The 13,811-nt window shown below is 56.7% G+C and carries 10 protein-coding genes; 3 read left to right on the forward strand and 7 right to left on the reverse strand.

The features are described from left to right. Positions 1-108 precede the first annotated feature (108 nt). The 3 genes from OGM67_09665 to OGM67_09675 all read left to right on the forward strand — a co-directional run bounded on the left by OGM67_09665 (position 109) and on the right by OGM67_09675 (position 5,646). Complete coding sequence (locus tag OGM67_09665; protein UYJ33854.1) at positions 109-3,030, forward strand: hypothetical protein; 2,922 nt, start codon at positions 109-111, stop codon at positions 3,028-3,030. Between the two features lie 373 nt (positions 3,031-3,403). Continuing rightward, the gene (locus OGM67_09670; GenBank protein ID UYJ33855.1) at positions 3,404-4,366 is read left to right on the forward strand and encodes a PHP domain-containing protein; all 963 of its coding nucleotides are present in this window, start codon (positions 3,404-3,406) and stop codon (positions 4,364-4,366) included. Then, positions 4,363-5,646 carry an MFS transporter gene (locus OGM67_09675; protein UYJ33856.1) on the forward strand — a complete coding sequence of 428 codons (1,284 nt, stop codon included), beginning with the start codon at positions 4,363-4,365 and terminating at the stop codon, positions 5,644-5,646. The genes OGM67_09670 and OGM67_09675 overlap by 4 nt, the downstream gene beginning before the upstream one ends. A gap of 575 nt (positions 5,647-6,221) precedes the next feature. Here the strand turns inward: OGM67_09675 and fucO are convergent. From fucO to OGM67_09710, 7 genes are read right to left on the reverse strand one after another with little or no spacing between them, the layout of a single operon-like run. Next, a complete protein-coding gene (gene fucO / locus OGM67_09680; protein UYJ33857.1) occupies positions 6,222-7,370 on the reverse strand; it encodes a lactaldehyde reductase in 1,149 nt (382 codons plus the stop codon). Positions 7,371-7,392: 22 nt separating this feature from the next. Further along, positions 7,393-9,177, reverse strand: a complete 1,785-nt coding sequence (locus OGM67_09685; GenBank protein ID UYJ33858.1) for an L-fucose isomerase — start codon at positions 9,175-9,177, stop codon at positions 7,393-7,395. A gap of 16 nt (positions 9,178-9,193) precedes the next feature. Continuing rightward, complete coding sequence (locus OGM67_09690) at positions 9,194-10,618, reverse strand: rhamnulokinase (GenBank protein UYJ33859.1); 1,425 nt, start codon at positions 10,616-10,618, stop codon at positions 9,194-9,196. After that, positions 10,615-11,049 (reverse strand): L-fucose mutarotase, encoded by a 435-nt coding sequence (gene fucU / locus OGM67_09695; GenBank protein UYJ33860.1) that lies wholly within the window; start codon positions 11,047-11,049, stop codon positions 10,615-10,617. The genes OGM67_09690 and fucU overlap by 4 nt, the downstream gene beginning before the upstream one ends. 5 nt (positions 11,050-11,054) lie before the next feature. After that, positions 11,055-11,744, reverse strand: a complete 690-nt coding sequence (locus OGM67_09700) for a class II aldolase/adducin family protein (GenBank protein UYJ33861.1) — start codon at positions 11,742-11,744, stop codon at positions 11,055-11,057. 18 nt (positions 11,745-11,762) lie between these two features. Continuing rightward, entirely contained in the window at positions 11,763-12,875 is a 1,113-nt protein-coding gene (locus OGM67_09705; GenBank protein ID UYJ33862.1) for an aminoglycoside phosphotransferase family protein, read from the reverse strand. 3 nt (positions 12,876-12,878) lie between these two features. Further along, positions 12,879-13,805, reverse strand: a complete 927-nt coding sequence (locus tag OGM67_09710; GenBank protein ID UYJ33863.1) for a sugar phosphate nucleotidyltransferase — start codon at positions 13,803-13,805, stop codon at positions 12,879-12,881. Positions 13,806-13,811: the final 6 nt, after the last annotated feature.

A 13,811-nucleotide genomic window follows, 5' to 3' on the forward strand; every position in this document is an offset into this window, starting at 1 on the left:
AGTTCGTACATAGGGGTTTCGCCTGACTAGCCCATCTGGTACAATGACAGTGCAGGGCGTTCGTTCCGCCTTTGATTTTTATGATATATTCTCTGGAGGTAAACAGGTATGGATGCATTCGCTCAAATTGCTAAAGAAGGAATTGGCGGTCGCACGGAGCTGCTCTCCGTTCCGCTTCCCCCACAGCCGCCGACTCATTCAGTCACGCTGGAATGCTGCTCGTCGTCTCCGACAGAGGCGGCACCGAAAATGCAGACGCATGCTCAGTTGCAGGATGCCTTGCAGGAGATGCGGCAGCGGTATGCGCCGTTTCTTGCGGAGGTCGCCCCGGCGCTGGAATCCATGCGCCAAACGTGCACGCTGTCCGATTTCCGCTGGAAGCGGGAAGAGGACACAGACTGGCAGAAAGTCTCTCTGCCGCACTACGGAGCACCCCTTGGTAACGCATCGACACAGTATGAGACAGAGTTCACGCTGAGAGAGATTCCGACCGATCGTCGCGTCTTTGTCGTGGTGAACGGTGCCGACTACAAGGCACACATCTTTATCAACAACCATTTGGTCGGAAGTCATGAGGGCTTCTTTGCCACGTTTGAATTTGACATCACCAAATGGGCTCACCCGGGCTGCAACACACTCACCATCGAGCTGGAAAACGACTATGTTATGCTTGGCAACCGGACAGAGCGCAGCGAGGCTGTACTATGTGGCGATAAAATTTACGCGGCCACGGGTCCGGGATATGACGACCCACAGTTGGGCTGGCACCATTGCCCGCCAGGGATGGGGCTGCTGGACACGGTTCTGATTGAGACGCGTCCCGAAATTTACTTTCAGACGGTTTTCGCCCGCTGCCTGGAGGAAGAGGTGGAATTCTGGATAGAAGTCGGCAGCGGTGTCTACGAGTATCGCGACATCTCGTTTCTGCTTTCTGTGTACGGTCAGAACTTTGAAGAAACCATACTGGAGGAGTTCCCTGTCGTGCCTTCTACCGGAAAGCAGCTGGGTGTCGGCGACACTTACTCAGAAGTGCTTGCCAAACGGGACGGTACGCTGAACGCACAGTTGCCGCTTCCGTGCGGAAAGGGACAAAACCTTTACAAGGTCCGCATCCCTGCCACATCCCTTCGCCGATGGGAACCCGACGCGCCGTGGCTGTATCAAATCCAGCTCAAGCTGCTGGACGAGACAGGCAGCGTTGTTGATACACACCGCAGCCAGTTTGGGTTCCGCACGTTTCGCCAGCAGACAGAGAAGGAACCGCGCGGTATGTTTTTCCTGAACGAGCGTCCCATTCGTCTGCGCGGCGCAAATACGATGGGATTTGAGCAGCAGGACGTCATGCGCGGAGATGACGCGCAGCTAATTGACGACATCCTGCTCGCCAAACTATGTCACATGAATTTCTGGCGCATCACACAGCGACCTGTCCAGCAGAAAGTTTATGATTTCTGTGACCGACTCGGTCTGATGGTGCAGACAGACCTCCCGCTTTTCAGCTGCCTGCGCCGCCGTCAGTTCTGTGAGGCGGTACGGCAGGCTGAGGAGATGGAGCGCCACATCCGCTCTCACGCCTGCTGCATTCTGTCCACATATATTAACGAGCCGTTTCCCAACGCCGCCAATCACCCAAACCTCAATCTGGATCGCAGCGAATTGGAACGTTTTTTTGCCGCTGCTGACATTGCAGTCCGGCTGAACAACCCGGACCGTGTCATCAAGCACGTCGACGGCGATTACGATCCGCCGTCCTCCACGCTTCCGGATAATCACTGTTACCCCATGTGGTATAACGGTCACGGAATCGACATTGGCAAACTGCACAAGGGGTACTGGATGCCAGTGCAGCCGGGCTGGTATTACGGCTGCGGCGAATTCGGATGCGAGGGACTCGAGGACTGGACGTTAATGCAGGAGCGCTATCCTGCCTCGTGGCTTCCCTTGCCTGGCGAGCCGGCTTCCGCTTGGTCTCCTGAACGGATTGTCCGCGCCCAGACGGCTGATTTCTATCACTTCTTCTACGACCGTCCGGACAGTCCCGAAGAGTGGGTCAAGTCCAGTCAGGCATTTCAGGCGTATGCCACGCGCGTCATGACGGAGGCGTTCCGCCGCGACGACCGCATGATTTCCTTTGCCATCCATCTGTTCATCGATGCCTTCCCTTCTGGCTGGATGAAGGCGATTATGGACTGCCGCCGGATGCCCAAGCCCGCCTTTTTCGCTTATCGCGATGCTCTGGAGCCTCTGATGATCAGTCTGCGGACGGATAAAACGGTGTTTTTCTCTGGCGAGGACGCTTCCGCTGAGGGCTGGATCTGCAACGACACCGAGCAGGAAGGCGAATTCCTACTCCGCTACGAGCTTCTGTGCGGCGACCGTCTGCTCCGGCGCGCGGAAGAAATGGTACACATAGAGGCCAACCGCGCGTGCTGTTTGGGAACTGCCCGCTTCCGTCTGCCGGAAGTGGATACTCAGACGCGCGTAACGCTGCGCGCTTTCCTCCTGTCAGGTCAAGAGTGTCTTGCATGGAACGAGCTTGCGTACAACGCACTTCCGGCGTGTGGTGACGAGCCGGAGCTGATCGTCCGCTCGGCGCGGGAAATCTCGAAGGAAGACCTCTGCGCCACCGAGGATGGCGGCATCTTGTGGGTGGACAGCCCGGAGGCTGGCGATTACTCTGTGGACAGCCTTTGTTTTTCCGTCCGGGAGAGTGGGATGTCTCCCCTTCACTTTGCAAGTCCCAAGACGGGCCACCCGTGGGTAACCGGGCTTGGACAGGAACTCTTCCGGCACTGGTATTCCTCTGCGGAGGACCGCATCGCGCCCCTCGCGGACTGCACCGTGCAGGCGGAAGGTTTCTCTACCGTACTCACCAGCCGCAACATCGGCGAGTCCGGGACGTGGGAGCCCGCCGCAGTGCTGTGCGAGCGTCGCTGGGGAAAAGGACTCATTGTACTGTCACAGATTCCTCTTTCGCGAATGCGCGAAAATCCCGCCGGACGTATACTTCTGTCGCGCATTCGCGCTTAATATGTACGGGGGAAAGATGTGTTACTACCGCTTTTGAATCGGCCTGCTCGTGATTTTTTAGAAAACAAAGAAAAGCACGAGCTTTGCTGGGGTGACTCCAAAAAGTTAGGGCAATACCGCACAATTCCCGCCTGACGGCTTAAGTACCGCTCCGTTGGCTGCGGCACGGCATCTGCGTTGCCAAAATGCTCGATAATACACAAAGTATTATCTGCGCTTTTGGCTTAGCGGCTGCCGCACCTCGCTCGCTGTATCGGCACTTAGAATTATGTGGTATTGCCTTATATGAAATTTAACTATGCTGCGTACAGTACAAACACATTTCATCTCTTGTTTGTGCCTTGAAGCGCAGTGGAAAGGCGTGGTCATAAACATGAACAATCGCGAATTGCTTCCAAAAAGTGGGAACTGGTACAAAGCCAACCTGCACTGCCATACGGTGCTTTCTGACGGCACATGGACAAAAGAGCAGGTCAAGGAAGAATACCGAAAGAAAGGCTACTCCATAGTGGCGTTTACGGATCACCGCCATTATGGCTGGCACCCGGAATTACAGGATGAAAACTTTTTGCCGATTGCCGGTTTTGAAGCCGACATGGACGAACCCTACCGTATTCCCGGCGACTGGAACCGCTGCAAAACCTATCATCTCAACTTTTATGATACCAACCCCGCTGCCCATGCAGGTTTTACCGCCCCGCAGCCCCCGCAGCGCTATGGGGATATGTATTCCCTGAATGCGTTTATCAAGGAGCTGAACGAGCAGAGGTTCCTGTGCTGCTACAACCACCCGTTCTGGTCCTTGCAGAACTACGAGGATTACAAGGATCTGCGCGGTCTGTTTGCCATGGAAATTTATAATCACGGCTGCGAGCTGGATGGCCTGTACGGGTATGCGCCGCAGAGCTATGACGAAATGCTGCGCACCGGCATGCAGCTGACCTGCCTTGCAACCGATGATAACCATGACCGTCACCCGCTGGGTGATCCGCTGAACGATTCTTTCGGCGGCTGGACGGTCATCCGCGCCCAGACACTGACCTACCCGGACGTGATGGATGCCCTGCAGAAAGGTGCTTTCTATGCATCAACCGGTCCGGAACTGAAAGAGCTGTTCATTCAGGACAATGCCTTGCACATCAGATGCAGTCCGGTGGAAAAAATTTATGTTATCACCGAGAGCCGCAGCTGCAAAATGAAGCTGGCCTGCCCGGGCGAAACCATTGACGAGGCAGTGTTCCCTCTGACCGGCAACGAAGGGTACATCCGTGTGGACTGCCGCGATGCCGCGGGGCATCATGCCTACTCGAATGCTTACCGCCTTAATGTATTATGAGAAACCTGAAGGCAAAAACATGTTCCCGCCTGCCGGAGCCCCGGCAGGGAAGTGCGCTGTTCCTGCTAAGCTGGGCAGCATATGCAACAGCCTATATCGGGAGGTATAATTACTCTGCTGTGATGGGAGCTATTACCGGGCAGGGAACCCTGACACTGTCACAAGCGGGAATGGTATCCACCGGTTACTTTATCTGCTATGCACTGGGGCAGATCTTCTGCGGTTCCGTCAGCCAGTATATTTCCCCCTATACTATGATTTTTACAGGGCTGGTTCTCTCCGGCTGCTGTAATCTGGCTATGGGGGTCATTGCCGGCGGAACCATGTCAGCGGTGTGGGCGCTCAACGGACTGTTTCAGGCTATGATATGGCCGCCTATCGTGCGCCTGTTTGCCGAGAGTATGCCGCTGGAGCAGCAAAAATCCGCCTGCGTCAACATCAACGCAACCACACCGGCCGGTACACTGGCTGCCTATCTGGCAAGTGCCGCCCTGCTGAAACTTGCCGGGTGGCGCAGTGTGTTTCTGTTCTGCGGCGGGTTGATGCTTGCCATGGCAGCCATCTGGCTTGTGGGTACCGTGCCGCTGCGCCGCGCCACGGTCATGCAAGTGATTGAGCGCTCCGACCGTTCCGGGCAGGCAGGAAACCACAGCGCACGGACTGCCCTTGCGGCGGCGTGGCTGGGGTGGATGCTGCTGCCGGTCGTGCTGCACGGCGGGCTGAAAGACGGCGTGACAAGCTGGGTACCCAGCATGATTCAGAACAGCTTTGGTGTCAGCCCTTCCTTTTCGGCAACCGTGGCAGCGGTTCTGCCGCTGGTAAACCTGACAGGTGCCTTTGGCGCAGGCTGGCTGGACAGAAAGATTTTTCACAATGAACTGCGCACAGTCGGGGCGCTGTTTTCGGCAGCCGCAGTTTGCTTGCTGGTGCTGCCGCTGGCAGTGCGGTATAGCTTGGCAGGCTCCGTTGCGCTGCTGGCTGTTACAACCGCCTCAATGCTGGGAATCAACACAATGTTCATCAATGTGATTCCTGTGCGTGTGGGGGCGCACGGCGGTGCCGCCATGATTTCCGGTATGCTGAACGCCATGACCTATTTTGGTGCGGCTGCGGTCACATGGGGCATCGGCAGCATAGCCGAAGGCTTTGGCTGGAATGCGGTGTTTATGCTCTGTCTGGGCATGACATTGCCGGCGCTTATTGTGTGCTATCTTTTGGCAAACAACTTGGAAAAGTTTTTTGCGAGAACAGGAAACAGAAGATGCCTGAGTAAAAAATAAAACAGGTAAAGGAGATTCGTATGAACATTCTCAAATTAACGCCCAGCTGCAAGGATTATCTGTGAGGCGGCAGCCGCCTGCGCAGTGACTTTGGCATCCGGAGCGACCTTGACCCGCTGGCGGAAGCATGGGTGCTTTCCTGCCACCCGGACGGGCCCAGCCATCTGCCCGACGGCACAACGCTGGCGGACTATCGAGCATCTTGGCAACGCAGATGCTGTGCCGTGGCCGCCGAAGCGGTGCTTAAGCCGTCAGGCGGGAATTGTGCGGTGTTGCCTTAGACAATATTTTGGAGTTAAATTTGTTCAAGTAGCTGAAAGGGCTTGCTGTCTGTGAATTGCAGGCGGCAAGCCCTTCAGTTTTGCCTTGATCCTGCGGTTATGGACTGAAACTCTTGTATGTTTATTGATTTTAAGCTGCAAAGATATTTGGTCGGCTTGGATTGTCGAGATTGAGGCAATTGATGCACTATTTTTTTGTCATGGAATAAATAAAAAGCGCCTCAGACCCACTGAGGCGCTTTATTGGCAAGTGTTCAATATCGACCTTTACTTCCGAAAAGTCGACAACATAAATCACATCATGGATCGATAGATACCTTCGATTTCCTCGACGCTGGTGTCGCGGGGGTTGCCGGGGCAGCAGGCATCGGCAAAGGCGGACTCAGCCAGGAACTGAACATCCTCCTCCTTCAGGATACCCTTCAGGTCGGCGGGAATGCCTACATCGGCGCTCAGCTTCTTGACGGCAGCAATCGTGGCATCGGCGGCCTCGGCATCGTTCATCTCGTCAATACCGGTCACGCCCATGGCCTTGCCGACAGCGCGGTAACGCTCACCGGCGGCATTCTTGTTGTACTCCAGACCGGTGGGCAGGATGATGGCGCAGGCAACACCGTGGGGGGTGTCATACAGGGCAGACAGACCGTGCGCCATGCTGTGAACAATGCCTAAGCCCACATTGGAGAAGCCCATGCCGGCGATGTACTGGCCCAGAGCCATGCCCTCGCGGCCCTCCGGGGTGTTCTGCACAGCACCGCGCAGATTCTCGGAGATCAGCTTGATAGCCTCCAGATGGAACATATCGGAGATGGTGCAGTGGCCCTTGGTGATGTAGCCCTCGATAGCGTGGGTCAGGGCGTCCATGCCGGTGGCGGCGGTCAGGCCCTTGGGCATGCTGGACATCATATCGGGGTCAACGACTGCGACCTCGGGGATGTCGTTGGTGTCAACGCAGACGAACTTGCGCTTCTTCTCGACATCGGTGATAACATAGTTGATGGTGACCTCGGCAGCGGTGCCGGCGGTGGTGGGCACGGCGATGGTAAAGACCGCGTGCTTCTTGGTGGGGGCTACGCCCTCGAGACTGCGGACATCGGCGAACTCAGGGTTGTTGATGATGATGCCGATGGCCTTTGCGGTATCCATCGAGGAGCCGCCGCCGATGGTGACGATGCAGTCAGCCTCGGCAGCCTTAAAGGCGGCAACGCCGTCCTGAACATTCTGGATGGTGGGGTTGGGCTTGATCTCGCTGTAGACAGCGTAGGCAAAACCGGCGGCATCCAGCAGGTCGGTGACCTTCTTGGTGACGCCGAACTTGATCAGATCGGGGTCAGAGCAGACAAAAGCCTTTTTGTAGCCGCGGGAGGTCAGCTCGGGAACGATATTCTCGATTGCGCCGTGACCATGATAGGAAATGGTGTTCAAAACAATGCGGGATACCATAGTTTTCTCTCCTTATTCTAACTCAATCGTACAGCGGGCCGTACTGCTTGCAGGCGGCATAGTCGGCGGCCTCGGTGTCCTTGGTGCCGAAGGCGGCCCAAGCGTGGGGACGGTAGACCTTTTCATCTGGCACATTGTGCATAGCCACCGGGATGCGCAGCATGGATGCCAGCGTAATCAGGTCAGCACCCACATGACCGTAGACGGTGACACCGTGGTTGGCGCCCCAGTTTGCCATAACGCTGTACACATCGGCAAAGGCACCCTCGCCGGTCAGGCGGGGTACAAACCAAGTGGTGGGCCAGGTGGGGTCGGTGCGCTTGTCGATGGGGGTGTGTACATCATCGGGCAGGTTGGCGGTCCAGCCTTCGGCGATCTGCAGTACCGGGCCCACGCCTTCCACAATGTTCACACGCAGCATGGTCACCGGCATTTCGGCGGTGCAGCGGAAATGGCTGGAGAAGCCGCCGCCCCGGAAATACTCATAGTTGGCGCGGCACCAGTCGGTGGCTTCCAGGCAGGCGTTCACGTCCTCTTCGGTCATCTCCCAGAAGGGCTTCATCACGTGTTCGCCCTTCTCGTCGGTGGCAGCGCCGCAGCCGTCCAGTGCCGTGGCGCCGGAGTTGATCAGGTGGATGAAGCCGTCCTTGGCCACGCCTTCCGGCTTGTGGCCGGTGACACGCTCACAGGCTTCGGGGCTCCAGTAGGTGCGCACGTCGTGGAAGCAGGGGGCGGTGCCGGAAACCAAGGTGCCCAGCAGCATGGAAACACCGTTGAGGGTGTCGTTTTCAGTGGCGAGGGGGGTGGGGTGCTTCGGACCGTTCCAGTCGAATGTAGACGCCATAATCGCCTCGGAGAAATCGGCGTTGGGCAGCCAGTCGGTCCAGTTGCGCTGACCCTGAAAACCGCCCGCCACGGCGTTCTTGCCAAGGGCTTCCTCATGCCAGCCCAGCTCGTCCAGCTTGGGGTTGCCGTACAGGATGTCCCGCATGACCATGGTCATCTTGGTGATGAACTCCCAGTCCTTGTCGGCGGGCACCACCTTGGACTTGGTGATAACTTCGGGCAGGTTCTTGCCTGCGTTGCAGTCAAAGCCTTCCTTGCAGTGGGCCTTGACCCAGGCCAGGGCGCGGTCGTACTCTTCGGGGTCGTAGATGCCCAAGGTGATGCGGCGGACAATCTCGGTCATATCCACCCATTCGGGGCGGATGCCCAGATATTTCTGGAAGAAGGAAGCATCGCAGTAGCTGCCCGCAATGCCCATGGCCACACCACCCAGGTTCACATAGGACTTGTTGCGCATCCAGCCCACGGCCACAGCACAGCGGGCAAAGCGCAGGATCTTTTCGGCGGCGTCGGCAGGTACGCTGGTGTCGCTGGCCTCCTGCACATCATGGCCATAGATGGAGAAGGCTGGCAGCCCCTTCTGGGCATGGGCGGCCAGCACGGCGGCCAGGTAGACGGCGCCGGGGCGCTCGGTGCCGTTGAAGCCCCACACCGCCTTGATGGTGCGGGGGTCCATGTCGAAGGTCTCGCTGCCGTAGCACCAGCAGCGGGTAACGGTCAGCGTAGCCACCACATTTTCGGTCTGGAACTTGTCGGCACAGGCTGCGGCTTCGGCGCCGCCGCCGATGGTGGAATCGGCAATGACACACTGCACCGGGGTGCCGTCAGGGTAACGCAGATTTTCTTCGATCAGGGCCTTGGCATTGCGGGCCATGGCCATGGTCTGGTCCTCCAGGCTTTCACGAACGCCGCCCCAGCGGCCGTCGATAGTGGGGCGGATACCAATTTTGGGATAAAGCATCTTGCTCTTCCTCCTTTTAGTTCAGAATGGTTTTATAGGTTTCGTAGGCGCGGTTCCACAGCGCCGTCTGTTCAGGTTCATACCGCTGCACCGGCTCGGTGCGGGCGATGAGGGCGCGGCCCTCGTCCAGATTTTTCAGTTCGTCCAGAGCCACCAGCTGAATGAGAATATTGCCCAAGGCGGTGGCTTCGATGGGGCCGGCAACCACCGGCAGGCCGATGCTGTCTGCGGTCATGCGGCAGAGCAGTTTGGCCTGCGTGCCGCCGCCGATGATGTGCAGGCAGGAAAAGTTCTGTCCGGTGGCACGGCCCAGCTGTTCCAGGGCAAAGCGGTATTTGAGGGCCAGGCTCTCGTAAAGGCAGCGCACCACCTGTCCCACCGTTTCGGGCACCGGCTGGCCGGTGCGGCGGCAGAATTCCCGCACGCGGCCGGGAATATCCCCGGGCGGAGTGAACTCCGGGGCGTCCGGGTCGATGAAGCTGCGCAGGGGTTCCGCCTGCAATGCCAACTCCTCCAGTTCCGAGAAGCTGTACGCGGTCCCTTCCCTCTTCCACTGGCGGCGGCTTTCCTGGATCAGCCACAGACCGATGATGTTTTTCAGGTAGTTGACCTTGCCATTGGCCCCCCGTTCGTTGGAGAGTGCCAGGGTACGGCTTTCCTCGGTGAGGATGGGCTCGTCCAGCTCACAGCCCAGCAGGCTCCAGGTACCGCAGGACAAAAAAGCTGCCCCCGGCTGCGGCGCGGGCAGCGCCGCCACGGCGCACTGGGTATCGTGCCCCGCCGCCGCAATGACCTTGGCGCCCTTGTATTCCCCCACCACTGTGCCGCTGGGCACCGCCGGGGCAAACAGGCTTTCGGGAACCGAAAAGGCATCTAGGACGGTCTTGCTCCAACGCCCGGTGCGGGCATCCAGCATCTGGCTGGTGGAGGCGATAGTCGTTTCGCAGACCCGGCTCCCGCACAGAGCATAGGCAAACAGGTCGGGCATAAACAGCAGTTGCCGGGCTTTTGCCCACAGTTCCGGCTGCTCTTTCTGTACCGCCAGCAGCTGAAACAGGGTGTTAATGCCCATAATCTGACAGCCGGTGGCGGCGTACAGGTCGGCGGCGGGCAGGATTCTCTCCGCCTGCTCGGTCATGCTGTCGGTGCGGCTGTCCCGGTAATGCACCGGATCTTCCAGCAGGTTGCCCTCTTCGTCCAGCAGACCAAAGTCCACGCCCCAAGTATCGAAGGCGATGCTGTCGAAAGACCCTGCTTTCTCAATGCCCAAGCGGACATTATTCATCAGGTCGGCAAAATCCCAGCGGAGATGCCCGTCCTGTTCGCGGGGGTTGTTTTCAAAGCGGTGTACCTCTTTATAGGTAAGGCGACCGCCCTCATACTCGCCCAGAATAGCCCGTCCGCTGGACGCGCCGAAGTCAAAGGCCAGCACCCGTTTCATTGGATCACTCCCTTTTTCAGCAGGATATTGGCATAGATGGCGGTTTCGCCGGTAGCCACGATGGCGTAGGCTTTTTTTGCCCGTTCATAAAAGGCAAAGCGCTCCATCATCTCGATGTTTTTCGAGTTTTCGCCGTGATTCTCCAACAAGCGGCGGTACTTGTCCCAGATGGTGGGCTTGCAGTCATCCCCTGATACCACTTCCATCAGCGTCGCCGGCTTTTCGGTGTATTGGTCCAGCGGCATCAGAGTCAGCACAGCATCCAGCAGTTCCGGCACGCTGTGTCCATCGGCGCGCACCACAATGGCATCCTTGCCCATGCTTTCCGCCGGGAAATTGCCGTCCGCCAGAACAATCTCGTCCCCATGCCCCATCTCGGTCAGCACCTTCAACAGTTCCGGGGAAAGAATTGCGGGAATCCCTTTCAGCATCTTATTCACCTCAGTCCGTTGTCGAATTTCTTGTAGCCGGGATGGCGACCGGTGACCCGGTAAAAGCCGCGTAAGTCGATGAGTTTCTGGATATTTTCCCGGCTGATGTCGTTGCTACCGCCAAGAATCACCGCGTTGATGGTAATTTTAGCCCACAGTTCCAGACTTTCCATGCGGTAGAAGGCGGTAATCACATCGCTGCCCACTGCCAGCGCACCATGGTTTTCCAGCAGCATGACATCGTGTTCTTCAAGATAGGGTTCGATGGCATCGGGTACCTCGGTGGTGCTGGGGGTGGCGTAGGGGGTCAGGGGTACACTGCCGATGACCGCCACATCCTCAATCATGTTGTACATATCCATCGCCTTGTGCGCCACCGCAAAGCCGGTAGCGCCGGGCGGGTGGGCGTGGATGACGCTCCATACATCGGGGCGCTTTTCATAGCAGCGCAGATGCATCTTGATTTCACTGGATGGACGCAGACCTTCAGCACCTTCCAGCACTTCGCCCTTAGCGTTGATACAGAGGAGTTTTTCCGGGGTAATGAAACTCTTACTCATACCAGTAGGCGTACACAGAAAGGTTCCGTCCTCCAGACGAGCCGATACATTGCCATCGTTCGCCGCAACCCAACCCAGTTGCCACATCTTGTGGCAGACATCACAGATTTGTTCCTTGATAAGGTTCCTATTCATTTTTTCTTCCACTCCCAGTCAGCTATATTTTTGTACGATAGCCGCCATCTCGGACCAGTGTGCTTCCATATCGCGCACCAGCTTGAACTGTGTACGGCAGCGGTCCAGATTTTGTCCGGGTCGATGCGTCTTGAAATAGTGATCTCCTTCCAGATAATCGGTAAGGAACCGCATACCACACTCCAGTGTCATAAGTTTAGCGCCCCAGGGCAGCATTTCTTTTTCTCGTGCCGTCAGAGCATCCCCCGCCGCCCCCAGGAATCCTTTGGTATAAATCTCAAAAAGCTCCAAATCAAAGTTCACCAAACTTAAATCCGGTTCATCTTCCGCACTGTGGTTCGCCCCAAAACGAATAGAATCCCCAAAGTCATTCAAAGACAACCCCGGCATAACCGTATCCAAATCAATGACACACAAACCGCATCCCGTCTTTTTGTCCAACAACACGTTATTCAGTTTTGTATCGTTGTGGGTCACGCGCAACGGGAGCTTTCCCGATTCGAGCAAATCCATGAGCACGGCGCAGTCTGCTTGGTGCTCCCGCACAAAACGGATTTCAGCTTGCACCTCAGCGACTCGACCGCATACATCTGCTTCTACTGCCTTTTCAAACTTTTTATACCGATCACGGGTATCGTGGAATTGGGGAATCGTTTCATGCAGCGTATGGGCAGGGTAATCTGCCAAAAGACGCTGAAAATTTCCGAAAGCCCACGCCGACTGGTAAAACTGTTCCGGTGTCTGCACCTGCTGCAAACATACCGTATCCTCAACAAAGTGGTAAGCCCGCCACGCGCCGCCGGTACTGTCTGTGAAAAAAGCCTTTCCCTTTTTTGTGCGGACGACTGTCAGGGTTTCTCGCTCGGGGTCACCACCCTTTTCTTGCACCACACGCCGCAAATACTCTGAGACGCCCACAATATTTTCCATCAGTCCCGCAGGATCTCGGAAAGTATCCGTGTTGATTCGTTGCAAAACACTGCGCTTTCCATCGCCGTCTGCCTGTTGCACATACACACAAAATGTATCGTTGATGTGTCCCTGACCATACCGCAGGACACCCGCCACCTGTCCGCCAAAGTCGAAGGCATCCAGTACCTCCTGCAAAGTTCGTTCTGCTTGCTGTAACATACTTCATATCTCCCACAGTTGATCGGGATACACACCCGTCAGAGTCATTTTCCGGATGGCATCCACCACCACGGGTTTGTCTTCTTTATAGGTCACACCGTACCATTTATCCGGACTGCGCAGTACCTTGACTCTTCCCCGCTTTTCTTCAATCAGTTCACTGACCACACTGGGCAAAAAGTACTCGCCCTTCCTCGGGTTTTCAACCATTGCGCGGTCCAGAAACGCGGCAAAACGCTGTTGCGCTTCTTCAACAAAGCTGGGCGTAAAGCCCCACAGGTTCATGGACACCACGGTGTCGCCCGGCAGTGCCGTCCAAGTTGCGCCCTCATCCTCGGTAAAGCGGGCACCCTCCCCTTCTTTTTCAATATGGGTGCGCTCGGTCACTTTGGTCAGGTAGCCCTGCGCGTCCGCTTGGCAAACGCCACGGGATACATAGCCATTTTCCGTAAGGGTATTACGGAGCAGGTAGCCCACCATGGCATACTCATATCCTTCTTTTGTATCCGGGTGTTCCGTAAGATACTGATAAATCTGCTCAAACGCCTCCGGACCGTAGTAATCATCTGCATTGATAACCGCAAAGGGCGCATCGATGCAGTTTCGCGCAGCCAAAACCGCATGACTGGTTCCCCAAGGCTTGGTTCGTCCCTCCGGCACGGTATATCCGGTTGGCAGGTCACTCAATTCCTGAAAAGCGTAGCGCACCTCCATAACACGGGCGATTCGGTCACCTATCAAATGGCGGAAGTCATTTTCCATCTCCCGCTTAATGATAAATACTGCCGTTTCAAATCCCGCTCGCCGGGCATCATAGAGCGAATAATCCATAATCACCTGACCATGATTGCCTACGGGATCCATTTGTTTCAACCCCCCGTAACGGCTTCCCATACCGGCTGCCATTACTACCAGAATCGGTTTTTTCATATGCTT

The organism is Oscillospiraceae bacterium (assembly GCA_025757985.1).
Classification (GTDB): Bacteria; Bacillota; Clostridia; order Oscillospirales; family Ruminococcaceae; genus Gemmiger.

What these genes read in the sequence shown, in the direction of transcription:
- OGM67_09670 (UYJ33855.1), top strand. Translation starts at nt 3,404, where the DNA reads ATGAACAATCGCGAATTGCTTCCAAAAAGTGGGAACTGGTACAAAGCC.
- OGM67_09700 (UYJ33861.1), bottom strand. Translation starts at nt 11,744, where the DNA reads ATGAATAGGAACCTTATCAAGGAACAAATCTGTGATGTCTGCCACAAG.
- fucO (UYJ33857.1), bottom strand. Translation starts at nt 7,370, where the DNA reads ATGGTATCCCGCATTGTTTTGAACACCATTTCCTATCATGGTCACGGC.
- OGM67_09665 (UYJ33854.1), top strand. Translation starts at nt 109, where the DNA reads ATGGATGCATTCGCTCAAATTGCTAAAGAAGGAATTGGCGGTCGCACG.
- OGM67_09685 (UYJ33858.1), bottom strand. Translation starts at nt 9,177, where the DNA reads ATGCTTTATCCCAAAATTGGTATCCGCCCCACTATCGACGGCCGCTGG.
- OGM67_09675 (UYJ33856.1), top strand. Translation starts at nt 4,363, where the DNA reads ATGAGAAACCTGAAGGCAAAAACATGTTCCCGCCTGCCGGAGCCCCGG.
- OGM67_09710 (UYJ33863.1), bottom strand. Translation starts at nt 13,805, where the DNA reads ATGAAAAAACCGATTCTGGTAGTAATGGCAGCCGGTATGGGAAGCCGT.
- fucU (UYJ33860.1), bottom strand. Translation starts at nt 11,049, where the DNA reads ATGCTGAAAGGGATTCCCGCAATTCTTTCCCCGGAACTGTTGAAGGTG.
- OGM67_09690 (UYJ33859.1), bottom strand. Translation starts at nt 10,618, where the DNA reads ATGAAACGGGTGCTGGCCTTTGACTTCGGCGCGTCCAGCGGACGGGCT.
- OGM67_09705 (UYJ33862.1), bottom strand. Translation starts at nt 12,875, where the DNA reads ATGTTACAGCAAGCAGAACGAACTTTGCAGGAGGTACTGGATGCCTTC.